The sequence below is a fragment of the Klebsiella sp. GB_Kp056 genome (assembly GCF_040064755.1).
GTDB classification, from domain to species: Bacteria; Pseudomonadota; Gammaproteobacteria; order Enterobacterales; family Enterobacteriaceae; genus Klebsiella; species Klebsiella quasipneumoniae.
On the sequence record NZ_JBEAJA010000060.1, the window covers coordinates 86,595 to 111,339 of the forward strand.

19 protein-coding genes are annotated in these 24,745 nt (G+C 59.0%); 10 read left to right on the forward strand and 9 right to left on the reverse strand.

Annotated features, from left to right (window positions below; genetic code table 11):
- Positions 1-103: 103 nt before the first annotated feature.
- Positions 104-3,010, forward strand: coding sequence for an RNA polymerase-associated protein RapA (gene rapA / locus ABLV52_RS21060; RefSeq protein WP_017901204.1), 2,907 nt, complete (start codon positions 104-106; stop codon positions 3,008-3,010).
- An 11-nt stretch (positions 3,011-3,021) separates the two neighbouring features.
- Positions 3,022-3,681, forward strand: coding sequence for a bifunctional tRNA pseudouridine(32) synthase/23S rRNA pseudouridine(746) synthase RluA (gene rluA, locus ABLV52_RS21065; protein ID WP_023291957.1), 660 nt, complete (start codon positions 3,022-3,024; stop codon positions 3,679-3,681).
- 42 nt (positions 3,682-3,723) lie between these two features.
- On the opposite strand, the gene citX is transcribed toward rluA, so the two are convergent.
- The gene (gene citX, locus ABLV52_RS21070; protein WP_004204286.1) at positions 3,724-4,263 is read right to left on the reverse strand and encodes a citrate lyase holo-[acyl-carrier protein] synthase; all 540 of its coding nucleotides are present in this window, start codon (positions 4,261-4,263) and stop codon (positions 3,724-3,726) included.
- A gap of 179 nt (positions 4,264-4,442) precedes the next feature.
- Positions 4,443-5,807, reverse strand: coding sequence for a 2-hydroxycarboxylate transporter family protein (locus ABLV52_RS21075; protein ID WP_023291956.1), 1,365 nt, complete (start codon positions 5,805-5,807; stop codon positions 4,443-4,445).
- Between the two features lie 323 nt (positions 5,808-6,130).
- Here ABLV52_RS21075 and ABLV52_RS21080 point away from each other — a divergent pair, with 323 nt between their 5' ends.
- Both ABLV52_RS21080 and ABLV52_RS21085 read left to right on the forward strand, forming a co-directional pair.
- Positions 6,131-7,756: a sensor histidine kinase gene (locus ABLV52_RS21080; RefSeq protein WP_049015408.1), complete on the forward strand. Its 1,626-nt coding sequence runs from the start codon at positions 6,131-6,133 to the stop codon at positions 7,754-7,756.
- A complete protein-coding gene (locus tag ABLV52_RS21085; RefSeq protein WP_023291954.1) occupies positions 7,746-8,444 on the forward strand; it encodes a response regulator in 699 nt (232 codons plus the stop codon). The genes ABLV52_RS21080 and ABLV52_RS21085 overlap by 11 nt, the downstream gene beginning before the upstream one ends.
- A gap of 31 nt (positions 8,445-8,475) precedes the next feature.
- Here the strand turns inward: ABLV52_RS21085 and djlA are convergent, their stop codons facing one another.
- Positions 8,476-9,303, reverse strand: a complete 828-nt coding sequence (gene djlA / locus ABLV52_RS21090) for a co-chaperone DjlA (RefSeq protein ID WP_049004276.1) — start codon at positions 9,301-9,303, stop codon at positions 8,476-8,478.
- A gap of 243 nt (positions 9,304-9,546) precedes the next feature.
- Here djlA and lptD point away from each other — a divergent pair, with 243 nt between their 5' ends.
- From lptD to apaH, 6 genes are read left to right on the forward strand one after another with little or no spacing between them, the layout of a single operon-like run.
- Positions 9,547-11,895 (forward strand): LPS assembly protein LptD, encoded by a 2,349-nt coding sequence (gene lptD, locus ABLV52_RS21095; protein WP_032429098.1) that lies wholly within the window; start codon positions 9,547-9,549, stop codon positions 11,893-11,895.
- 54 nt (positions 11,896-11,949) lie between these two features.
- The gene (gene surA, locus ABLV52_RS21100; protein ID WP_049015411.1) at positions 11,950-13,236 is read left to right on the forward strand and encodes a peptidylprolyl isomerase SurA; all 1,287 of its coding nucleotides are present in this window, start codon (positions 11,950-11,952) and stop codon (positions 13,234-13,236) included.
- Between the two features lie 5 nt (positions 13,237-13,241).
- A complete protein-coding gene (gene pdxA, locus ABLV52_RS21105) occupies positions 13,242-14,231 on the forward strand; it encodes a 4-hydroxythreonine-4-phosphate dehydrogenase PdxA (protein ID WP_023291951.1) in 990 nt (329 codons plus the stop codon).
- On the forward strand, positions 14,228-15,049 hold the full coding sequence (gene rsmA / locus ABLV52_RS21110) for a 16S rRNA (adenine(1518)-N(6)/adenine(1519)-N(6))-dimethyltransferase RsmA (protein ID WP_023291950.1): 822 nt from the start codon (positions 14,228-14,230) through the stop codon (positions 15,047-15,049). Before pdxA ends, rsmA begins: the two co-directional genes overlap by 4 nt.
- Positions 15,050-15,051: 2 nt before the next feature.
- A complete protein-coding gene (apaG, locus tag ABLV52_RS21115) occupies positions 15,052-15,429 on the forward strand; it encodes a Co2+/Mg2+ efflux protein ApaG (RefSeq protein ID WP_004204274.1) in 378 nt (125 codons plus the stop codon).
- A 4-nt stretch (positions 15,430-15,433) separates the two neighbouring features.
- A complete protein-coding gene (gene apaH, locus ABLV52_RS21120) occupies positions 15,434-16,282 on the forward strand; it encodes a bis(5'-nucleosyl)-tetraphosphatase (symmetrical) ApaH (protein WP_023291949.1) in 849 nt (282 codons plus the stop codon).
- Positions 16,283-16,561: 279 nt separating this feature from the next.
- Here the strand turns inward: apaH and folA are convergent, their stop codons facing one another.
- The 6 genes from folA to carA all read right to left on the reverse strand — a co-directional run bounded on the left by folA (position 16,562) and on the right by carA (position 24,531).
- A complete protein-coding gene (gene folA / locus ABLV52_RS21125) occupies positions 16,562-17,041 on the reverse strand; it encodes a type 3 dihydrofolate reductase (protein ID WP_348890901.1) in 480 nt (159 codons plus the stop codon).
- A gap of 173 nt (positions 17,042-17,214) precedes the next feature.
- Entirely contained in the window at positions 17,215-19,080 is a 1,866-nt protein-coding gene (kefC, locus tag ABLV52_RS21130) for a glutathione-regulated potassium-efflux system protein KefC (protein WP_023291948.1), read from the reverse strand.
- Positions 19,073-19,606, reverse strand: a complete 534-nt coding sequence (gene kefF, locus ABLV52_RS21135) for a glutathione-regulated potassium-efflux system oxidoreductase KefF (RefSeq protein WP_004204269.1) — start codon at positions 19,604-19,606, stop codon at positions 19,073-19,075. Before kefF ends, kefC begins: the two co-directional genes overlap by 8 nt.
- Before the next feature lie 131 nt (positions 19,607-19,737).
- Positions 19,738-19,971: a YgdI/YgdR family lipoprotein gene (locus ABLV52_RS21140; protein ID WP_002888059.1), complete on the reverse strand. Its 234-nt coding sequence runs from the start codon at positions 19,969-19,971 to the stop codon at positions 19,738-19,740.
- Between the two features lie 169 nt (positions 19,972-20,140).
- Entirely contained in the window at positions 20,141-23,365 is a 3,225-nt protein-coding gene (gene carB, locus ABLV52_RS21145; RefSeq protein WP_004204267.1) for a carbamoyl-phosphate synthase large subunit, read from the reverse strand.
- Between the two features lie 17 nt (positions 23,366-23,382).
- Positions 23,383-24,531: a glutamine-hydrolyzing carbamoyl-phosphate synthase small subunit gene (gene carA / locus ABLV52_RS21150; protein WP_023291945.1), complete on the reverse strand. Its 1,149-nt coding sequence runs from the start codon at positions 24,529-24,531 to the stop codon at positions 23,383-23,385.
- Between the last annotated feature and the right edge of the window lie 214 nt (positions 24,532-24,745).

A 24,745-nucleotide genomic window follows, 5' to 3' on the forward strand; every position in this document is an offset into this window, starting at 1 on the left:
TAGCGCCCTTTCCATTCCTGGCCCCAATTTTGACGCATCTCCGGTTGTACATGGGGATGATCAACTATTGCCTGCAATTAAAGAACTAAAGAGCCGAACATATATGCCTTTTACACTTGGTCAACGCTGGATTAGCGACACAGAGAGCGAACTAGGATTAGGGACGGTGGTAGCGCTGGATGCGCGCATGGTCACTCTCCTCTTCCCCGCCATCGGCGAAAACCGTCTGTACTCACGCAACGATTCCCCGATCACTCGCGTGATGTTTAACCCGGGCGACACCATTACCAGCCACGAAGGCTGGCAGCTCCACGTTGACAAAGTGCATGAAGAGAACGGGCTGCTGTCCTACACCGGCACCCGCCTCGATACCCAGGAAGCGAACGTCACCCTGCGTGAAGTGCTGCTCGACAGCAAACTGGTGTTCAGCAAGCCGCAGGACCGCCTGTTCGCCGGCCAAATCGACCGCATGGACCGCTTTGCCCTGCGCTACCGCGCGCGCAAGTTCCAGAGCGAGCAGTACCGCATGCCCTGGAGCGGCCTGCGCGGCCAGCGCACCAGCCTGATCCCGCATCAGCTGAACATCGCCCACGACGTGGGTCGTCGTCACGCTCCGCGCGTCCTGCTGGCCGATGAAGTGGGCTTAGGTAAAACCATCGAAGCCGGGATGATCCTGCACCAGCAGCTGCTCTCCGGCGCCGCCGAGCGCGTACTGATTGTGGTCCCGGAAACCCTTCAGCACCAGTGGCTGGTGGAGATGCTGCGCCGCTTCAACCTGCGCTTCTCGCTGTTTGACGACGAGCGCTACGCCGAAGCGCAGCATGATGCCTATAACCCGTTTGAAACCGAACAGCTGGTGATCTGCTCTTTAGATTTCGTGCGCCGCAGCAAGCAGCGTCTGGAGCATCTGTGCGACGCCGAGTGGGACCTGATGGTGGTCGATGAAGCGCACCACCTGGTGTGGAGCGAAGAGGCGCCGAGCCGCGAATATCAAGCCATTGAACAGCTGGCCGAGCGCGTGCCGGGCATTCTGCTGCTGACCGCGACGCCGGAACAGCTGGGGATGGAGAGCCACTTTGCGCGCCTGCGCCTGCTGGATCCGAACCGCTTCCACGATTTCGCGCAGTTTGTCGAAGAACAGCAGAACTACCGTCCGGTGGCCGACGCCGTCGCCCTGCTGCTGGCGGGCAACAAGCTGAGCGATAGCGAACTCAATACCCTCGGCGATCTGATCGGCGAGCAGGATATCGAGCCGCTGCTGCAGGCCGCCAACAGCGATCGCGAAGACGCCCAGGCCGCGCGCCAGGAGCTGGTCTCGATGCTGATGGACCGCCACGGCACCAGCCGCGTGCTGTTCCGTAACACCCGTAACGGCGTCAAAGGTTTCCCGAAACGCGAGCTGCACACCATTCGCCTGCCGCTGCCGACCCAGTACCAGACGGCCATCAAAGTGTCCGGCATCATGGGCGCCCGCAAAACCGCGGAGGAGCGCGCGCGCGACATGCTCTATCCGGAGCAGATCTATCAGGAATTTGAAGGCGATACCGGCACCTGGTGGAACTTCGACCCGCGCGTCGAGTGGCTGATGGGCTACCTGACCAGCCACCGTTCGCAGAAGGTGCTGGTGATCTGCGCCAAGGCCGCCACCGCGCTGCAGCTGGAGCAGGTGCTGCGCGAGCGCGAAGGTATCCGCGCCGCCGTGTTCCATGAAGGAATGTCGATTATCGAACGCGACCGCGCCGCGGCGTGGTTTGCCGAAGAAGACACCGGCGCCCAGGTGCTGCTGTGCTCTGAGATCGGTTCCGAAGGACGCAACTTCCAGTTCGCCAGCAATCTGGTGATGTTCGATCTGCCGTTTAACCCGGATCTGCTGGAGCAGCGTATCGGCCGCCTCGACCGTATCGGCCAGGCGCACGATATCCAGATCCACGTCCCGTACCTGGAAAAGACCGCGCAGTCGGTGCTGGTGCGCTGGTACCACGAAGGTCTCGACGCCTTCGAGCATACCTGCCCGACCGGACGGACCGTCTACGACAGCGTCCATGACGAGCTGATCAACTACCTTGCGGCGCCGGAATCCACCGACGGCTTTGACGATCTGATCAAGTCCTGCCGCCAGCAGCATGACGCCCTGAAAGCGCAGCTGGAGCAGGGCCGCGACCGTCTGCTGGAGATCCACTCCAACGGCGGCGAGAAAGCTCAGGCCCTGGCGGAGAGCATCGAAGAGCAGGATGACGACACCAGCCTGATCGCCTTCTCGATGAACCTGTTCGATATCGTCGGCATCAACCAGGACGACCGCGGCGAAAACCTGATCGTCCTCACCCCTTCCGACCATATGCTGGTCCCGGACTTCCCGGGTCTGCCGGAGGACGGCTGCACCATCACCTTCGAGCGTGACGTGGCGCTGTCCCGTGAAGACGCGCAGTTCATCACCTGGGAGCACCCGCTGATCCGCAACGGCCTCGACCTGATCCTCTCCGGCGATACCGGCAGCAGCACCATTTCCCTGCTGAAGAACAAGGCGCTGCCGGTCGGCACTCTGCTGCTGGAGCTGATCTACGTGGTCGAAGCGCAGGCGCCGAAGCAGCTGCAGCTCAACCGCTTCCTGCCGGCGACCCCGGTTCGCATGCTGCTGGATAAAAACGGCAACAACCTCGCCGGCCAGGTGGAGTTTGAAAGCTTCAACCGCCAGCTGAGCGCGGTCAATCGCCACACCGGCAGCAAGCTGGTCAACGCGGTTCAACAGGACGTTCACGCCATTCTGCAGCAGGGCGAAGCGCAGATCGCCAAGGCGGCGCAGGGGCTGATCGACGCGGCGCGTAGCGAAGCCGACGATAAGCTGACGGCGGAGCTCTCCCGTCTGGAAGCGCTGAAGGCGGTCAACCCGAACATCCGTGACGACGAACTGGCGGCGATTGAAAGTAACCGCCAGCAGGTGCTGGAGGCGCTGGGACAGGCCGGATGGCGTCTGGACGCGCTGCGTCTGATCGTCGTCACTCACCAGTAACGGAACGCAAAATGGCGATGGAAAACTACAATCCGCCGCAGGATCCCTGGCTGGTGATCCTGTATCAGGATGAGCACATCATGGTGGTCAACAAGCCGAGCGGCTTGTTGTCCGTGCCGGGTCGTCTTGATGAACATAAAGACAGCGTGATGACGCGCATTCAGCGCGACTTCCCGCAGGCCGAATCGGTGCATCGCCTTGATATGGCCACCAGCGGCGTGATTGTGGTGGCGCTGAATAAGGCGGCGGAACGCGAACTGAAGCGTCAGTTCCGCGAGCGCGAGCCGAAGAAGCAGTACATCGCCCGCGTCTGGGGCCATCCGCAGCCGGCGGAGGGCCTGGTGGATTTACCGCTGATTTGCGACTGGCCGAACCGGCCAAAGCAGAAGGTGTGTTATGAAACCGGCAAAGCGGCGCAGACCGAGTATGAGGTGCTGGAGTACGCGGAAGATAACACCGCCCGCGTGCGCCTGAAGCCGATTACCGGACGGTCGCACCAGCTGCGCGTGCATATGCTGGCGCTGGGGCATCCGATCCTTGGCGACCGCTTTTACGCCACGCCTGAGGCGCTGGCGATGGCCCCGCGCCTGCTGCTGCACGCCGAGACGCTCACCATTACCCACCCCGCCTACGGCAACGCGATGACCTTCCGCGCGCCGATCGACTTTTAGGACCTACCCGGCGGCGCTTTGCCGCCGGGGAATACTGACCCGTTAATCGCGGGCAAACCACGCGTCAATCATCTGCTCAACGCGGGCAACGACGAGATCGGTGTCGTGACGACGACTGCGCGCGCAGGCGTGCGCCGGCTCATCGCACAGCAGGCAGCGGCGCTGCGACTCGCCCAGCGACTGGCGTCCCACCTGACCGCTCTGCGGACAGATCACATCGATATCCCACAAGCGTCCCAGCGGATGGCTCTGCTCCAGCGTACTGCACATCGCTTTGATTTCGCTGGCCGGGTGCGCCACGCACCACAGCGCTTCAGGCCCGGTCGGCAGCCACAGCACCTGACGATCCAGCGTTTGCCAGCGGTGTTTCCACAGCAGTTGATCGCAGGCCTGGAGGGCTACGCCCATCATGTTGCGATAGCGAATGCTGTCCTTCACCGCCCCGGGGGTCACCAGGGTCAGGGAAATAACAGGCTGCTGATAATGGGCCAACCAGTCGGCCTGGCGGGCTGCACGCTGCTCTTTCGCCGCCAGCAATGCGTCGATGCTGACGCCCGCCTGGGCGGGAGTATCCACTGACATTAATTCCTCTCCTACATATGATAAATGCGACAGCGCCTGGACTGTCATGATGATGGTTGCGATAGCCGATCGCGCGCTGATTGTAACGCTAAATGCGGAGCATTTAGGATACAGAACGCAGATATTTTCGGCGTTCTGTAGCGGAAAATAGCAGGTTTATCGCTGAGCGTAGCGTTATATCACGCCAGATAGTGGCTGAGGAACAGCAACCCCAGAGAGACATTTATCGCCCCGCCAATCCGGGTAGCGATCTGCGCGAACGGCATCAGGCTCATGCGGTTGCCGGCGGTCAGGATCGCCACATCGCCGGTGCCGCCCTGCCCGCTCTGGCAACAGGAGACAATCGCCACATCGATCGGGTGCATCCCTATCTTTTTACCGACCAGGAAACCGGTCGCCACCAGCGCGGAGACGGTGCTGACGATCACCAGCAGGTTGGTGAAGGTGAAGGCGTTCACCAGCTCCTGCCACGGGGTGATCGCCACGCCGACGGCAAAGAGGATCGGGTAGGTGACCGCGGTGCGGAAGAATTTATACACCATCTGCGATCCCTCCTGCAGGCGCGGAGAAACCACATTAGCCAGCTTTAACAGCACCGCGAGAAACAGCATGCCCACCGGCGCCGGCAGACCAATCAGTTTGTGGCCGAGCATCCCCATCATATACAGCAGCACCGCCAGCAGCGCGCCGGAGGCCAGCGTCCCGACGTCGGTTTTGCCGCTCACGCCTTCGCTCTCGCCGAGGCTGCGGGTTTCATGGCTGCGGTTCGGCATCAGCTGCCCTTCGCCGGTCAGATGCGGGAAGCGCTTGCCGAGCTGGTTGAGGCAGCCGGAGATGACGATCGCCGTCAGGCTGCCGAGCATCACCATCGGCAACACCCGGCCCAGGGCCACTCCCTGCTCCATATGCATTAGCGCGGCGTAACCCATCGATAGCGGGATCGCCCCTTCTCCTACGCCGCCGGCCATGATCGGCAGCACGATAAAGAAGAACACCTGGAACGGCTCCATGCCCAAGAGCGTGCCGACGCCGATGCCCACCAGCATGCCGACCACCTCGCCGCACAGCATTGGGAAGAAGATCTTCAGGAAGCCCTGAATCAGGGTGGTGCGGTTCATACTCATGATGCTGCCGACGATAATGCAGCAGATATAGAGATAGAGGATGTTGGTGGATTTATAGAATTTGGTGGTGGATTCAACGACCACGTCCGGCAGCAGGCCGTAATGGACCAGCGCGGAAGGAATAAAAGTGGCGCAGATCGCCGCCGCGCCGAGTTTTCCCAGCACCGGCAGGCGTTTGCCAAACTCGCCGCAGGCGAAGCCAAAGAAAGCCAGCGTAGCCACCATCACCACGATATCGCTCGGCAGTTTACCGCCAAGGCAGTCGAGAGCGATCAGCCCCCCGGCCAGCAGAAACAGCGGCAGCGGGACGATCCCTACCTTCCAGTTATCCATGATGTGCCACCAGCGCTGCCTGAGCGTGGTTTTCGGCGTATTGATCGGTTCTAGGGTTGCAGAGAATGCGTTGTCTGTGGTGCTCATAAATTCAGCCCTGTCGTTATTATTCATTTTCAGCGTAAAGGGACAACGGCGTCGTTAATGTGAAGCTCCCCGAATTAAAAAAGAAGTTTTAATGGTCACTATGGTTTTTATGGTTTCTATTCGCTGATCCGCGCAGGGGTGATATATCTCTGATTTATTAACGTGGTTTTTATGGTTTTTATTTCCCGCCACGCGTTATTTCCGCCGCGACCACTGGCGGTAGCCCGCGCCTGCGCCGCTGATCACAACTTTCCCTTAACATTTACGTCACGTGACAGAAAAATGATAGAGTGCCGGTATGGTGAATACGTCGTCCGGGACCTATGAAATTATCTTTTCAATATAAGCTATTTATTTCGCTGGTCGCTTTTTTCTCAGTCCTGTTTATCGCGCTGGGTATTTATTATTACTTTGACGCCAGCCGCCAGCTTTATCAGGAAATGAGCGCCAGGGCCAAAATTCAGGCCGAAGAGATAGCCCTGATGCCAAATTTACGTCAGCAGGTCAGCCGGCATGACCCACAGGCGATTCAGGCGTTTATGCAGCAAATCGCCGCCCATAGCGACGCCAGCTTTATCGTCATCGGCGACCGCCAGGGGATGCATCTGTTTCATTCCGTCCATCCGGAGTGGGTCGGCACGCGGCTGGTCGGCGGCGACAACCAGGCGGTACTGGAGGGAAAGTCCATTACCACCATTCGCAAAGGCGGCCTTGGCGTCTCGCTGCGCAGTAAAACGCCCATCGTCGATGACGCGGGGCGGGTGATCGGCATTGTCTCCGTCGGCTACCTCACCAGCTATCTCGACAGCATTACCCTGAGCAAAGTGATCAATATTTTTATCGCCGCCGTCCTGCTGCTCACCGCCCTGTTTATCTTCTCCTGGTACTTTACCCGCAGCATCAAGAAACAGATTTTTTCGCTCGAGCCGCGGGAGATAGGCCTGCTGGTGCGCCAGCAAAAGGCGATGATGGAGTCGATCTTTGAGGGGGTGATCGTCATCGATCGCCAGCGGCGCATTGAGGTGATTAACCATGCCGCCCGCAGCCTGCTGGGACTCAGCCAGCCCGCCCGTCAGCTGCGCGGCCAGTCCATCGACAGCGTGATTTCCCCGCAGCCCTTTTTCGCCAGCGGCGACATGCTTGAGCGCGACACCCATGATGAACTGTGCCGCTTCAACCAGTTGACCGTGCTCGCCAGTCGGGTACGCATTATGCTGGAGAATACCCTGCAGGGCTGGGTGATTACCTTCCGTGACCGCAATGAAATCAATGCCCTCACCGCCCAGCTGAGCCAGGTGAAGCGCTATGTCGACAATCTTCGCATCATGCGCCACGAGCAGCTCAACCGGATGACCACCCTCTCCGGCCTGCTGCATATGGGCCATTATGACGAAGCGATCCGCTATATTCAGGCCCAGTCGGAGCATGCTCAGGAGCTACTGGACTTTATCTCCTCGCACTTCCACTCGCCGACGCTGTGCGGTCTGCTGCTCGGCAAAGCCACCCGCGCCCGCGAAAAAGGCGTGGCGCTGAGCTTCGACCCGGCCTGCCGCATTGACCGTCCGCTGCCGTCGCTGATGGAATCCGAACTGATCTCCATCATCGGCAACCTGCTGGATAACGCCATCGAAGCCACGCAGCGCGCCGAGCTTCCGCATGAGCCGGTGGAAGTCCTGATCCAGCTCAACGCCCGGGAGCTGATTATCGAAGTGGCCGACCGCGGCGTCGGCATCCGCCCCGATATCCGCGAGCGCATTTTTGAACGCGGCATCACCACCAAAACCCGTGGCGATCACGGCATTGGTCTGTATCTTATTGAACATTATGTCACTCAGGCGGGCGGCACCATCGAAGTCGCCGATAACGCGCCGCGGGGAACGATCTTCACCCTGTTTATCCCGGCCGACGCGCCCGCCTGTCCGCAACCGGAGGCCCACGATGCATCATGACCTGGTCGATGTGCTAATCATTGAAGATGAGAGCGAGCTGGCGCGCCTGCACGCCGAGCTTGTGCAGAAACACCCGCGCCTGCGGCTGGCGGGAATGGCGGCCTCCCTCGCTCAGGCCCGTCAGTTGCTCCACGCCACGCCGCCGCAGCTGGTGCTGCTGGATAACTATTTGCCGGACGGCAAAGGGGTGACGCTGATGACCGACCCGGCGCTGGCGACCAGCCAATGCTCGGTGATCTTTATCACCGCCGCCAGCGATATGGAAACCTGCAGCCAGGCCATCCGCAACGGCGCCTTCGACTATATTCTTAAGCCGGTATCATGGAAGCGGCTGAGCCAGTCGCTGGAGCGTTTTATCCAGTTCTACGATCAGCAGCGGGAGTGGAAAATCGTCGATCAGCAGAACGTCGATTCCCTCTATCAACTGCAGGCGAAGAACTACCGTATGGATAGTGGCAGCAAAGGGATTGAAGAGAAAACGCTGGCGCTGGTGCAGGGTCTGTTTAGCGGCCGGGAAGCGCACTGCTTTTCCGTTGATGAGGTGGTCAGCGCCGCCGGGCTCAGCAAAACCACCGCCCGCCGCTATCTTGAACACGGCGTTGAGACCGGTTTTCTGGAGGTGGAGATGCTGTACGGAAAAATCGGCCATCCGCGGCGGCTGTATCGCCGCGCACAGGCCAAACGCTAACCCCCTCGCCGGGCGGGAGGGGCTGGAAAACTCAGAAGCCGCGCTGCTCTTTAATCAGCTCCCAGGCCTTCTGGATCTCCTGGGCTTTCTGTTTGGCCATCTCCATCATCTCCGGCGGCAGCCCTTTCGCCACCAGCTTGTCCGGATGGTGCTCGTTCATCAGCTTACGATAGGCGCGCTTCACCGTCGCCGCGTCGTCAGTCGGTTTCACCCCCAGCACGTTGCAGGCGTCCTCCAGCGTTGGACCGCGCTGCGCCTGCTGCCAGCCGGCGTTGCCGCCGTGCTGACCATAAGATTGCTGCTGCGAACCGCCGCCGAACTGGGCGCCGCCCTGCATCATTCGCAGGAATTGATCGAACTGGGCGCGGGAGATGCCAAGCTCATCGGCGATGACGAACAGCACTTCACGTTCGTTAGGGTGCAGTTCGCCGTCAGCGAACGCCGCCTGCAGCTGAATTTCCAGAAACATCCGAATCAGATCGAAGCGGCCAAAGCAGACGCTGCGCAGCTGGCGCATCTTCTCGCGCAGCGGATAATTGTCGGCCTTGCCGTCGCGAAATGCCTGCTGCGCCGCGGTGCGCGAAGCGCCGTGCAGATTCATGCGATCCATCAGCACATTGGCGACGTGAATATCCGCTTCGGTAACGCGGCCCTTGGACTTGGTCAGATGACCCATCACTTCAAAGGTGGTGGAAAAGAAGAGCGCCTGACGCTCCTGCTGATTGGCGAAGAGATTCAACCGGCGGCTGCGCGCCCGGTCAAACATATGGCCGACCAGGAAGCCGAGCACCACGCCCCAGAACCCACCGCCCATCAGCAAAGCCACTGCCACGCCAATCACTTTACCCAAATACTGCATAGACTCCCCAACTGTTTGTCGCCGTTAAGCACGAATATGACCGCACGTTACCCGGCACTCGCGCCTCGGTCAATTGTGGGACATAGCCTATAATTTGCTTTATCATACTCGTCATTCAACAGGGTGCCTAACGCTCGGGCTCGAAACGGGCAGGATTAACACTAGCGTGATAAAGTTGAGTAAGTTAGGCTCTGACCGTTTGCAAGCCGCTGCCACAAGATGATGGAACAATAAATACAACGTATGAAAAAACGTATTCCCAGCCTCCTGGCTACGATGATTGCCAGCGCCTTGTATAGCCAACAAGGCCTCGCTGCCGATCTCGCAACGCAATGTATGCTTGGCGTGCCAAGCTATGATCGTCCGCTCGTGGAAGGTCGGCCTGGCGATCTGCCGGTGACGATTAACGCCGATCATGCGAAGGGCAACTACCCGGACAACGCCGTCTTTACCGGTAACGTCGATATTAACCAGGGGAATAGCCGCCTCCGCGCCGACGAAGTTCAGCTGCATCAGCAGCAGGCCGCGGGCCAGGCGCAGCCGGTGCGCACGGTGGACGCGCTGGGCAACGTGCACTACGACGATAACCAGGTGATCCTCAAAGGGCCAAAAGCCTGGTCGAATCTGAATACCAAAGATACCAACGTCTGGCAGGGCGATTATCAAATGGTCGGACGCCAGGGACGCGGCACCGCTGACCTGATGAAACAGCGCGGCGAAAACCGCTATACCATTCTGGAAAACGGCAGCTTTACCTCCTGTCTCCCGGGCTCCGACACCTGGAGCGTCGTGGGTAGCGAAGTCATCCACGATCGCGAAGAGCAAGTTGCCGAGATCTGGAACGCCCGCTTCAAGCTTGGCTCCGTGCCGATTTTCTATAGCCCCTACCTGCAACTGCCGGTGGGCGATAAGCGTCGTTCAGGCTTCCTGATCCCGAACGCGAAATACAGCACCAAAAACGGCGTGGAATTCTCCCTGCCGTATTACTGGAACATCGCGCCAAACTTCGATGCCACTATCACCCCGCACTATATGAACAAGCGCGGCGGCGTGATGTGGGAAAACGAATTCCGCTATCTGACCCAGCTCGGCAGCGGCTTAACGGAGTTTGACTACCTGCCGTCGGATAAAGTCTACGAAGACGACCACTCCAGCGACAGCAACAGCCGCCGCTGGCTGTTCTACTGGAACCACTCCGGGGTTATCGATCAGGTGTGGCGTCTGAACGCTGACTACACCAAGGTCAGCGATCCTGACTACTTCAACGATTTCAGCTCGAAGTATGGTTCCAGTACCGACGGCTATGCGACGCAGAAATTCAGCGCCGGGTATGTCAATCAGAACTTTGACGCCACGGTCTCAACCAAGCAGTTCCAGGTCTTCGATCGGGAGTCGAGCAACTCCTACTCGGCTGAGCCGCAGCTCGACATCAACTACTACCAGAACGATGTCGGTCCGTTCGATACCCATCTGTACGGCCAGGTCGCCCATTTTGTTAACTCGAACAACAACATGCCGGAAGCGACCCGCGTTCACTTCGAACCGACGATCAACCTGCCGCTGTCCAACGGCTGGGGGAGTCTGAATACCGAAGCCAAGCTGCTGGCGACCCACTACCAGCAGAGCAATCTTGATAAGTACAACGCCGCCAACGGTACGGACTACAAAGAGTCCGTTAGCCGCGTGATGCCGCAGTTTAAAATCGACGGCAAAATGGTCTTTGAGCGCGACCTGCAGGAGGGATTCACCCAAACGCTGGAACCGCGCATGCAGTATCTGTACGTGCCGTACCGCGATCAGAGTGAAATCGGCAGCTACGACTCTACGCTGTTGCAGTCGGACTACACCGGCCTGTTCCGCGACCGTACCTATAGCGGTCTGGACCGCATCGCGTCGGCCAATCAGGTCACTACCGGTATCACCTCGCGCGTGTATGACGCCGCCGCGGTGGAACGTTTTAACATTTCCGTTGGTCAAATCTACTATTTCACCGAGTCACGCACCGGTGATGACAACATCAACTGGGAGAACAACGACACCACGGGTTCACTGGTATGGGCCGGCGACACCTACTGGCGCATTGCCGATAACTGGGGTCTGCGCGGCGGGATCCAGTACGATACGCGTCTGGATAACGTCGCAACCGGCAACGGCACCATTGAATACCGTCGCGATGAAAACCGCTTAGTCCAGCTTAACTATCGTTACGCCAGCCCGGAATATATTCAGGCCACGCTGCCGTCATATTCCACTGCGGCGCAATATAAAGAGGGTATCTCGCAGGTGGGGATGACCGCCAGCTGGCCGATCGTCGATCGCTGGTCCGTGGTCGGGGCCTACTACTACGATACCAATACCCGGAAAGCAGCAAACCAGATGTTGGGTGTCCAGTATAACTCCTGCTGCTACGCCATCCGTCTTGGCTACGAACGTAAAGTCAACGGTTGGGATAGCAACAACAATGGCGGCGAGAGCAAATACGACAACACCTTCGGAATCAATATCGAATTGCGCGGTCTGAGCTCTAATTACGGCCTCGGCACCCAGCAGATGCTGCGTTCGAACATTTTACCGTACCAGAGCTCCCTGTGATGCGGCTGGTTTACAACATCATCCGCATTTGCGGTTAATCGAAATGGAAAAAGTATGAAGAACTGGAAAACGCTGCTTCTCGGTATCGCCATGATCGCGAATACCAGTTTCGCTGCCCCCCAGGTGGTCGATAAAGTAGCGGCCGTCGTCAATAATGGCGTCGTACTGGAAAGCGACGTCGATGGTTTGATGCAATCGGTTAAGCTCAATGCTGGTCAGGCTGGCCAACAGCTACCGGATGACGCGACCCTGCGCCATCAGATCCTCGAAAGACTGATCATGGACCAGATCGTGTTACAGATGGGGCAGAAGATGGGCGTGAAGGTCTCTGACGACCAGCTCGATCAGGCCATCGCCAACATTGCCAAACAAAACAATATGACCATGGATCAGATGCGCAGCCGTCTGGCCTATGAAGGCATCAACTACAACACCTACCGTAACCAGATCCGTAAAGAGATGCTGATTTCGGAAGTGCGTAACAATGAAGTGCGTCGTCGCATCACCGTGCTGCCGCAGGAAGTGGAAGCGCTGGCCAAACAGATCGGCGACCAGAACGACGCCAGCACCGAGCTTAACCTGAGCCACATCCTGCTCCCGCTGCCGGAGAACCCGACCTCTGATGAAGTCGCCGCGGCTCAGGAGCAAGCGAATTCCATCGTTGAGCAAGCGCGCAACGGCGCCAACTTCGGTAAACTGGCGATCACCTATTCCGCCGACCAACAGGCGCTGAAGGGCGGCCAGATGGGTTGGGGTCGTATCCAGGAGCTGCCGGGCATTTTCGCCCAGGCGTTAAGCACCGCGAAGAAAGGGGATATCGTCGGTCCGATCCGTTCCGGCGTCGGCTTCCATATTCTGAAAGTGAATGACCTGCGCGGCGGGACCCAGAACATCTCCGTCACCGAAGTGCATGCCCGTCATATTCTGCTGAAGCCATCGCCAATCATGAACGATGCGCAGGCTCAGGCTAAGCTGGAGCAGATTGCCGCCGACATTAAGAGCGGGAAAACCACCTTCGCTAAAGCGGCGAAAGCGTATTCTGAAGATCCAGGCTCGGCGAACCAGGGCGGTGATTTAGGCTGGGCCACGCCGGATATCTTCGACCCGGCGTTCCGCGATGCGCTGATGCGTCTGAACAAAGGGCAGACCAGCGGACCGGTGCACTCCTCCTTCGGCTGGCATCTGATCGAACTGCTGGATAGCCGTCAGGTCGACAGAACCGACGCCGCGCAGAAAGATCGTGCTTACCGTATGCTGATGAACCGCAAATTCTCTGAAGAAGCGGCAACCTGGATGCAGGAACAGCGCGCCAGTGCGTATGTTAAAATTCTGAGCAACTAATATCGATGCCTGAAACCCGTAAAGTTGTTATCACTCCCGGCGAACCCGCCGGGATTGGCCCTGACCTGGTCGTGCAGCTTGCCCAGCGCGACTGGCCAGTTGAGCTGGTGATCTGCGCCGATGGCGCCCTGTTAACTGACCGAGCCCAGAGGCTCGGTCTTCCTTTATCTCTCCTGCCATACGATGCTGCGCAACCGCCCGTTCCGCAGCGTGCCGGTACGCTGACGCTGCTTAACGTACCGCTGAGCGTCCCGGCGGAGCCCGGCGTGCTGAACGTACAAAACGGCGCCTACGTAGTCGAGACGCTGGCGCGCGCCTGCGACGGCTGCCTGAGCGGCGAATTTGCGGCGTTAGTGACCGGCCCGGTGCACAAAGGCAACATCAACGACGCCGGCATCGCCTTCACCGGTCATACCGAGTTCTTCGAAGAGCGCGCGCAGGCCAGCAAAGTGGTGATGATGCTGGCGACCGAGGAGCTGCGGGTGGCGCTGGTGACGACCCATCTGCCGTTGAAAGCCATCAGCGAGGCGATAACGCCCGACCTGCTGCGCGAGATCATCACGATTCTCGATCACGACCTGCGCACGAAATTTGGCATTGCCCAGCCGCATGTGCTGGTTTGCGGGCTTAACCCGCACGCTGGCGAAGGCGGTCATATGGGAACGGAAGAGATAGACACCATCATTCCGGTGCTGGAAGAGATGCGCGCGAAGGGGATGCACCTCAGCGGTCCGCTGCCGGCTGACACCCTTTTTCAGCCCAAATACCTTGACCATGCCGATGCGGTACTCGCGATGTACCACGATCAGGGCCTGCCCGTGCTAAAATACCAGGGCTTTGGCCGCGGCGTGAATATTACGCTCGGTTTACCTTTTATTCGTACCTCCGTCGACCACGGCACCGCGCTGGAATTAGCGGGCCAGGGAACAGCGGACGTCGGCAGTTTTATCACGGCGCTTAATCTCGCCATCAAAATGATTGTTAATACCCAATGAATAATCGAGTCCATCAGGGCCATTTAGCCCGTAAACGCTTCGGGCAGAACTTCCTCAACGATCAGTTTGTGATCGACAGCATCGTCTCGGCGATTAATCCGCAGAAAGGCCAGGCGATGGTTGAAATCGGCCCCGGTCTCGCCGCGCTGACCGAGCCGGTCGGTGAACGCCTTGACCAGCTGACCGTTATCGAGCTGGACCGCGATCTGGCTGCCCGCCTGCAGACGCATCCGTTCCTCGGGCCGAAGCTGACCATCTATCAGCAGGATGCGATGACCATGAACTTCGGCGAACTGGCGGAGAAAATGGGTCAGCCGCTGCGCGTCTTCGGCAACCTGCCGTACAATATTTCGACCCCGCTGATGTTCCATCTGTTCAGCTATACTGATGCCATTGCCGATATGCACTTTATGCTGCAGAAGGAAGTGGTGAATCGTCTGGTTGCCGGACCGAACAGTAAGGCGTATGGTCGGTTAAGCGTGATGGCGCAATATTATTGCCAGGTGATCCCGGTACTCGAAGTGCCGCCGAGCGCGTTTACCCCGCCGCCTAAGGTCGATTCCGCGGTGGTCCGCCTGGTGCCGCACAGCACGATGCCATATCCGGTCAAAGAGATCCGGGTGCTGAGCCGTATCACCACCGAAGCGTTCAACCAGCGCCGCAAGACCATCCGCAACAGTCTCGGCAATCTGTTCAGCGTGGACGTGCTGACCGAGCTGGGCATCGACCCGGCCATGCGTGCAGAAAATATTTCCGTGGCGCAGTACTGCCAGATGGCCAACTGGCTGTCTGACAATCTGCCATCGAAGGAGAGCTAACCATGATCAATTCGCCTCGTGTTTGCGTTCAGGTGCAAAGCGTCTATATCGAATCGCAGTCTTCTCCGGAAGAAGAGCGCTACGTCTTCGCTTATACCGTCACCATTCGCAATCTGGGGCGGAGTCAGGTTCAGCTGCTTGGCCGCTACTGGCTCATCACTAACGGCCACGGTCGTGAGACTGAAGTTCAGGGTGAAGGGGTGGTCGGCGAGCAACCGCATATTCCCGCCGGCGGTGAATATCAATATACCAGCGGCGCGGTCATTGAAACGCCGCTGGGAACCATGCAGGGTCATTATGAGATGATCGATATCGACGGCGCGCCGTTCCGTATCGAGATCCCTGTTTTCCGTCTCGCAGTTCCAACGCTCATTCATTAAAACAATGTCAACATACCTTATTGGCGACGTTCACGGTTGCTACGATGAACTGATCGCATTATTAGCGCAGGTTGAATTCGACCCGGCGATCGATACGCTGTGGCTGACCGGCGATCTGGTGGCCCGTGGCCCGGGGTCGCTGGAGGTTCTGCGCTATGTCAAATCTCTGGGCGACAGCGTGCGACTGGTGCTGGGCAATCATGATTTACACCTGCTGGCGGTCTTCGCCGGCATCAGCCGCAACAAGCCGAAGGATCGTCTGAAATCACTGCTGGAAGCGCCGGATGCCGATGAGCTCCTCAACTGGCTGCGTCGTCAGCCGCTGCTCCAGGTGGACGAAGAGAAAAAGCTGGTGATGGCCCACGCCGGCATCACCCCGCAGTGGGATCTGGAGACTGCCCAGCAGTGCGCGCGCGATGTAGAAGCGGTGCTCTCCAGCGACTCCTACCCTTTCTTCCTCGATGCCATGTACGGCGACATGCCGAATCACTGGAGCAACGAGCTGAGCGGCCTGGCGCGCCTGCGCTTTATCTCTAACGCCTTCACCCGCATGCGCTACTGCTTCCCGAACGGCCAGCTGGATATGTACTCGAAAGAAGCGCCCGAGGACGCCCCGGCGCCGCTGAAGCCGTGGTTTGCCATTCCGGGACCGGTCAGCAGTGCCTACAGCATTGCCTTTGGCCACTGGGCGTCGCTGGAGGGACGCGGTACGCCGGAGGGCATTTACGCGCTGGATACCGGCTGCTGCTGGGGGGGGGAACTCACCTGCCTGCGCTGGGAGGATAAGCAGTACTTTACCCAGCCGTCGAACCGGCAGAAAAGCCTCGACGAAGGCGAAGCCGTCGCGTCCTGAAGAAACAGGCGCCGGCCCCCCAGGCCCGCGCAAGCGCAGCGCCGCCGGGCAAGAACTGCGGGCGCGGAGCCACGTTTGTGTCGGGTGGCGGCTAACGCCTTACCCGACCTACGTACGTGCCATTTGTCACCCCGGGCAGCGCTCCGGAAAAACGCCCCCCGCGACGGGAAACCTGGCGTAGAAAAAATAGTGGCAGCGGCATCCGCGCTGAAATCACGCCAAAGAAAACCCCGGTCACGCCAGACGCGACCGGGGTTTTTTCATTGCTATCCTTCCCGCTTAACGGCGTTCGAGGATCTCAAAGCAGTAGCTGTGAGAGTTCTGCGCGTCGGCGTCATGAAACTCGCTGAACACCGATTCCCACTGGTCCGGATCGTAATCCGGGAAATGGGTATCGCCTTCCACTTCCGCATCGATATGGGTCAGATAGAGCTTCTGCGCCTTCGGCAGGAACTGCTCATAAACCCGACCACCGCCGATCACCATGATCTCTTCCACATCGCCGCAGGCGGCAATCGCTTCGTCAACGGAGGAGACCCACTGCACGCGATCGTCGCTGCCTGGATTGCTGCTGATCACGATATTTTTACGCCCCGGCAACGGGCGCCCAATGGATTCCCAGGTCAGACGCCCCATCACTACTGGCTTATTTAATGTGTTGCGTTTGAACCAGGCGAGATCGGCAGGCAGGTTCCATGGCATGGCGTTTTCCATACCAATGACGCGATCTACCGCTAACGCCGCAATCAGACTGATCATTCATTCATTCCTGAGTACAAAAAATTGTCGCCACTATACGGAAAGCGTACAACTTCGTCGACTGGCCGGAGGGTAAAGAATAAGAAAATTTTCTGATTTGCTGGCAAGCCCACGTTCGTGCCGTGGGCCGCCAGAACAGGATCCAAACGAAAACAAAATGTTACTGATTAACGTCAGGCGGAGGGCTTATTTTCCGGCTCATCGGCGATATCCCCGGTGTGCCTGCCCTCTTCCGTCCCCTGCCAGCCGTGACGCTGCACCAGCGACAGATGATGACGATCTTCGTTGATGATGCCGGTCAGCATATCGCTGGTCCGCTTGAAGACCGCCACCCGCGACGCCGCATCGTTTTCCGCCATCGCTACCATCTCTTCGACCATCTGCAGGTTGAAGCGACGGAACAGATCGGCCCGCTCGCGCGCTTCATACGCGCCGAGCCCCAGCGCCTCCAGCGTCATCCGGCCGGATTTCAGCGCCGCCTCGAAGGTTTCACGCTCCGGGGCTTCGACGCCAGCCTGACGCAGTTGGATATAGTGATCGACATCGCGGGCGCGGGAGATAATCTGCAGATGCGGAAAATGCTCTTTTACCCTCGCCACCAGCTCCAGGCTGACGTGCGGATCGTCAATGGCATTGATCAACACCTCCGCCTTTTCGGCGCCAGCCGACTCCAGCAGATCGACCCGGGTGGCATCGCCGTAGAAGACCTTCATATCAAATTTGCGCAGGGTATCGACATGGTCCGGGTCGTGATCGAGGATCACCATCTTCACCCCGCTGGAGAGCAGCAGTCGCCCGGCGATCTGCCCGAAGCGGCCAAAGCCGGCGACAATCACCCGCGGCTGCTCTTCATCAATCTCGTCCGCATCCCGCGCCTGGCCGCTGGACGATTTCTCCAGACGGGTCAGCAGCACCAGCAGGATGGGGGTTGCCGCCATCGACAGCGCCACCGCCAGGGTCAGCGCCTTTGCCCATTCGCCGTCCAGCACCTCCGCCATCCGCGCGGCGCCAAAGACCACAAACGCGAACTCACTCCCCTGCCCCAGCAGCACCGCAAACCAGCGGCGCTGGGCGCGAGGCACGCCAAGCGGTCTGGCGATAAGCCACAGCATCAGCATTTTTATCGCCAGGAAACCCACCAGCAAAATCACAATACGCAGCGGATGGGTAACCAGGGTGCCGAAATCAATCGACATCCCGACGCCGATAAAGAACAGCCCCAGCAGCAGGCCTTTAAACGGCTCAATATCGCTCTCCAGCGCATGGCGATACTCGGAGCTGGCCAGCAGCACCCCGGCGAGAAACGCCCCCATCGCCATCGACAGCCCTACCTCCTCCAGCAACAGTCCAAAGCCGAAGACCAGGAACAGGGCCACGGCGCTGAACACTTCGCGCAGACCGGAACGGGCGACAAAGCGCAGCAGCGGACGGGTCAGATAGCGCCCCAGAACCACCACCAGCGCCAGCGCCGCGGCCACCTTCAGCGCGGAGAGGGCAAAAGCCATCAGCGAAGTGGCGCCGCCGCTGGCCGCCAGCAGCGGGATCATCGCCACCAGCGGGATCGCCGCGATATCCTGGAACAGCAGCACCGCGAAGGCGCTGCGCCCCATCTGCGACATCGTCAAATTGCGCTCATTCATCGCCTGCATGGCGATAGCGGTTGAGGAGAGCGCCAGGGTCATACCGATCAGCTCGGCCACCTGCCAGCGCAGGCCCAGCAGCATGCAAAAGAGGCCGATCAATACCCCACAGGCCACCATCTGCAGCGCGCCGCCGCCAAACACCGAAGCGCGCAGCTTCCACAGACGCTGCGGATCCAGCTCCAGACCAATGACGAACAGCATCAGCACCACGCCAATCTCGGCAAAGTGCAGAATCGCCTCGGCGTCGGTCACCAGCCGCAGCCCCCACGGCCCGATAATACAGCCGGCGATGAGATAGCCCAGCACCGACCCAAGCCCAAGGCGGACGGCGATGGGCACAATCAGCGCCGCGGCGCCAAGGTAAATCAGCGCCTGTATCAGCGTATGGCTATCCATTCTGATGTGCCTCCTGCCAGTCGATTAAGCGTTGACGATAGTGGCGAGCCTGCGCCTGCAGCGTTTCGTCATCGCAGATAAAGGTGCAGTGCATGGCGAACGGCGGCAGCCATTTCATCCCGCAGTAAAGCGCGGTGGCCTGCAGCGGCTGCGCCAGCACCGGAAAACCGGGAAACGAACCGATATCAAAGTGGCTTTCACCGCCGCCGGTGGTCACCGCCCACATCAGCGATTTACCACGCAGCGCAATACCGTTATGGCCATAGGCCCAGCCGTGCGACAGCACTTTGTCCATCCACAGCTTCAGCAGCGGCGGCACGCTATACCACTGCATCGGGTGCTGCCAGATAACCAGATCGGCACGGGCGAGCGCCGCCTGCTCGGCGGCGACATCGATATTAAAGTCGGGATAGAGTTGATAAAGGGAGCGTATCTCTACGCCTTCAAGCGTCCCTGCTTGTTCAAGCATTCGCTTATTCGCATGAGAATGCTGCGGATAAGGATGCGCATAAATTATCAGAATCATTGATTGGCCTGCGTTAGCTCTTGTCGTAATCAGCAAGAGTGTAGACAGTTAAGCGAACCGCTTACAATGATAACTGTGATTTATGTCGCGGTGGTGTACGTAACGCGCGCCTGAATGGAAAACGTCAGGCCTTAATTATCCAGCTCATCCATGGATTTCACCTGATCGCGGTTAATCTGCTCCACGCGTCCGGTTTCGGCATTTTTGTAGGAGACCAGACCGGTATCATCATCCACCTGCGGTTTACCGCTGGTGACAATGGTCTTGCCGTCGGTGGTTTTGATCGACTGATTCGATGAGCAACCGGCCACGAACATGATTGCCGTCGCTGCCAGCGCGGATGCCACCAGAATATTGTTGCGCATTGTATCCTCCTGTCTTTTCATCAATAGGTAACGTTATGGTGCTAACTATAGTTAGCCTGACCCGACAGGGGGTTAAAAGCAGAACTCTCTGAAGATGGCCGCAGCCAAAAAAAATGGGCTGACGATGTCGTCAGCCCAGGTTTGTTGCTATCCGGCCAGGCCGGAGCGCTTATTTGGTGATTTGCGCGTGCATTTCCTGAACCGAAATCACCTTGTCGGTGGCGTCAGCGTTCAGCGCCATCGCGGTGGCAAAGCCGCCGTTCAGGGTGGTGTCATAGTGCACTTTGTACTGCAGGGCGCTGCGGCGAATCAGCTTGGAGTCTTCAATCGCCTGACGACCTGCGGTGGTGTTGATGATGTAGGTATATTCGCCATTCTTGATACGGTCCTGAATGTGCGGACGACCTTCATGCACCTTGTTCACCAGACGCGGGTTGATGCCGGCTTCGCCCAGCACAATCGCCGTGCCGTGGGTTGCATCCAGCTCGAAACCAAACTTCAGCAGCTTCGCCGCCAGGTCGACCACGCGCTCTTTGTCGCCTTCGCGGACGGAGAGCAGCGCGCGCCCCTGTTTCTTCATGGTCGAATTGCTGCCCAGCTGCGCCTTGGCGAACGCTTCGGCAAAGGTGCGGCCGACGCCCATCACTTCCCCGGTGGAGCGCATTTCTGGCCCTAACAGCGGGTCAACGCCCGGGAATTTGTTGAACGGCAGAACCACCTCTTTCACCGAGTAGTACGGCGGGATGATCTCTTTGGTCACGCCCTGCTGCGCCAGCGTCTTACCGGCCATCACGCGCGCCGCCACTTTCGCCAGCGGTACGCCGGTGGCTTTGGAGACGAACGGCACGGTACGCGCCGCACGCGGGTTGACTTCAATCAGATAGACTTCGTTATCTTTCACCGCGAACTGGACGTTCATCAGACCGCGAACCTGCAGCTCGAAGGCCAGCTTCTGCACCTGCTCGCGCATCACATCCTGAATCTCTTTGCTCAGGGTGTAGGCTGGCAGGGAACAGGCGGAGTCGCCGGAGTGAACGCCTGCCTGCTCGATATGCTCCATGATGCCGCCAATCAGCACCATTTCGCCATCGCAGATAGCATCGACATCCACTTCAATCGCGTCGTCGAGGAAGCGGTCCAGCAGCACCGGCGCGTCGTTGGAGACGCTGACCGCAGTCTGGAAGTAGCGGCGCAGATCCTGCTCGTCATAGACGATCTCCATCGCCCGGCCGCCCAGCACGTAAGACGGACGCACCACCAGCGGGTAGCCAATCTCTTTCGCTTTCTCTACCGCCTGTTCAATGGCGGTGACGGTGGCGTTCGCCGGCTGCTTCAGCTTCAGACGATCAACCGCGTGCTGGAAGCGCTCACGGTCTTCCGCACGGTCGATAGCGTCCGGGCTGGTACCGATAACCGGTACGCCTGCGGCTTCCAGAGCGCGCGCCAGTTTCAGCGGCGTCTGGCCGCCGTACTGCACGATAACGCCTTTTGGCTTCTCGATACGCACGATTTCCAGCACGTCTTCCAGGGTGACCGGCTCGAAGTACAGACGGTCGGAAGTGTCGTAGTCAGTAGAGACGGTTTCCGGGTTACAGTTGACCATGATGGTCTCGTAACCGTCTTCGCGCAGCGCCAGCGAGGCGTGTACGCAGCAGTAGTCGAATTCGATACCCTGACCGATACGGTTCGGGCCGCCGCCGAGGACCATGATTTTATCGCGGTCAACGGACGGGTTGGACTCGCACTCTTCTTCATAAGTGGAGTACATATAGGCGGTATCGGTGGCGAATTCCGCGGCGCAGGTGTCCACGCGCTTGTAGACCGGGTGCAGATCATACTGGTCGCGCAGTTTGCGGATTTCCGCTTCCCGCACGCCCGCCAGCTTCGCCAGACGCGCATCGGCAAAGCCTTTACGCTTCAGGGTGCGCAGGAAGTCAGCGTCGAGGCCGTTGATGCCCACTTCCGCCACTTTCTCTTCCAGACGGACCAGCTCTTCAATCTGCACCAGGAACCAGCGGTCGATGTTGGTCAGGTTGAAGACGCCGTCAACCGAGAGGCCCGCGCGGAACGCGTCGGCGATGTACCAGATACGCTCAGCGCCGGCGTCTTTCAGTTCGCGGCGGATTTTAGTCAGCGCTTCCGGATCGTCGAGGCTCACTTTCGGATCGAAGCCAGTGGCGCCCACTTCCAGACCGCGCAGCGCTTTCTGCAAGGACTCCTGCTGGGTACGGCCAATCGCCATCACTTCGCCGACGGACTTCATCTGGGTGGTCAGACGGTCGTTGGCGCCGGCGAATTTTTCGAAGTTAAAGCGTGGGATTTTCGTGACCACGTAGTCGATGGACGGCTCGAAGGAAGCCGGGGTACGGCCGCCGGTGATATCGTTCATCAGCTCGTCGAGGGTGTAACCTACCGCCAGCTTGGCGGCCACTTTAGCAATCGGGAAGCCGGTGGCTTTGGAGGCCAGCGCCGAGGAGCGGGAAACGCGCGGGTTCATTTCGATAACGATCAGGCGACCGTTTTTCGGGTTGACCGCGAACTGAACGTTAGAGCCGCCGGTTTCGACGCCGATTTCACGCAGCACCGCCATCGAGGCGTTACGCATGATTTGGTACTCTTTGTCGGTCAGGGTCTGCGCCGGCGCAACGGTGATGGAGTCACCGGTGTGGATCCCCATGGCGTCGAAGTTTTCGATAGAGCAGACGATGATGCAGTTGTCGTTCTTATCGCGCACCACTTCCATCTCATACTCTTTCCAGCCGATCAGCGATTCATCAATCAGCAGCTCGTTGGTGGGAGAGAGATCCAGGCCGCGGGTACAAATCTCTTCGAACTCTTCGCGGTTATAGGCGATGCCGCCGCCGGTGCCGCCCATGGTGAACGACGGACGGATGATGCACGGATAGCCGACGTCAGCCGCTACCGCCAGCGCCTCTTCCATCGTGTGGGCGATACCGGAACGCGCGGTGTCGAGACCGATTTTTTTCATCGCGATATCGAAACGGCGACGGTCTTCGGCCTTGTCAATCGCATCGGCGGTGGCGCCAATCATGGTCACGCCGAATTCAGCCAGCACCCCCTGACGCTCCAGCTCCAGCGCGCAGTTCAGCGCCGTCTGGCCGCCCATGGTCGGCAGCACCGCGTCCGGGCGCTCTTTTTCGATGATTTTGCGCACCACTTCCCAGTGAATCGGCTCGATGTAGGTGGCATCGGCCATTTCCGGGTCGGTCATGATGGTCGCCGGGTTAGAGTTCACCAGGATAACGCGGTAGCCCTCTTCGCGCAGGGCTTTACAGGCCTGGGCGCCGGAGTAGTCAAACTCGCACGCCTGACCGATAACAATCGGGCCCGCGCCCAGAATCAGGATACTTTTTATGTCTGTACGTTTTGGCATGGCTCTTTTACTCCTGATTATTTCGCGGACTGACGGTATTGCTCAATTAACTCGATAAAGTGGTCGAACAGCGGCGCGGCATCGTGCGGCCCCGGGCTCGCTTCAGGGTGGCCCTGGAAGCTGAACGCCGGCTTGTCGGTGCGATGGATCCCCTGCAGGGTGCCGTCGAACAGCGACTTGTGGGTCACGCGCAGGTTGGCCGGCAGCGTCGCCTCATCCACGGCGAAACCGTGGTTCTGGGCGGTGATCATCACCACGTTATTATCAATATCTTTCACCGGGTGGTTGCCGCCGTGGTGGCCGAACTTCATCTTAATGGTCTTGGCGCCGCTCGCCAGCGCCAGCAGCTGATGGCCGAGGCAGATGCCGAACACCGGAATATCGGTCTCCAGGAATTTTTCAATCGCGTCGATAGCGTAATCACACGGCGCCGGGTCGCCAGGACCGTTGGAGAGGAAAATGCCGTCCGGATTGAGCGCCAGCACATCCGCCGCCGAAGTCTTCGCCGGCACCACCGTCAGGCGGCAGCCGCGGTCAACCAGCATGCGCAGGATGTTGCGTTTCGCGCCGAAGTCATACGCGACGACGTGGAACGGCAGCTCGCTTTCCGCTTTCGCTTCCGGCAGGTCGCCCGCCAGGGTCCAGCTGCCTTGCGTCCAGCTGTAGGTTTCTGCGGTGGTCACTTCTTTCGCCAGGTCCATGCCGTTCAGGCCAGGGAACGCTTTCGCTTTTTCCAGCGCCAGCTGGGCATCGGGACTGTCGCCCGCGATGATGCAGCCGTTCTGCGCCCCTTTCTCACGCAGCAGACGCGTCAGCTTGCGGGTATCGATATCGGCAATCGCCACGATGTTATGGCGCTTCAGATAGGAAGAGAGGTCTTCGGTACTGCGGAAGTTGCTGGCAATCAGCGGCAGGTCGCGAATAACCAGACCCTGAGCATGTACCTGAGAAGATTCTTCATCGGCGGCGTTGGTGCCGACATTACCAATATGAGGATAAGTAAGAGTGACGATTTGGCGGGAATAGGAAGGATCAGTGAGGATTTCTTGATAACCGGTCATTGAAGTATTGAAAACGACTTCCCCAACCGCCGTGCCGGTTGCCCCGATGGCCCGACCGTGAAACTGGGTTCCGTCTTCCAGAACCAATAGCGCTGACTTAATCAAAACATCCTCCAGAGAATATCCACTCACTTTATTTGCATATTAATTCATAAACACGATCTGAATCAATGCAAATCTGTTGCCCGCAGATTTTTGGCAAACGGCGGCATTCTGGAGAGATGTCGGATAAAAGTCAACTTAAAGCGGAGATTTTTAATGTCATTTTACGCCACTGGCGCATAACACGTGATTTTTACGCCAAAAAGATCAACAAACC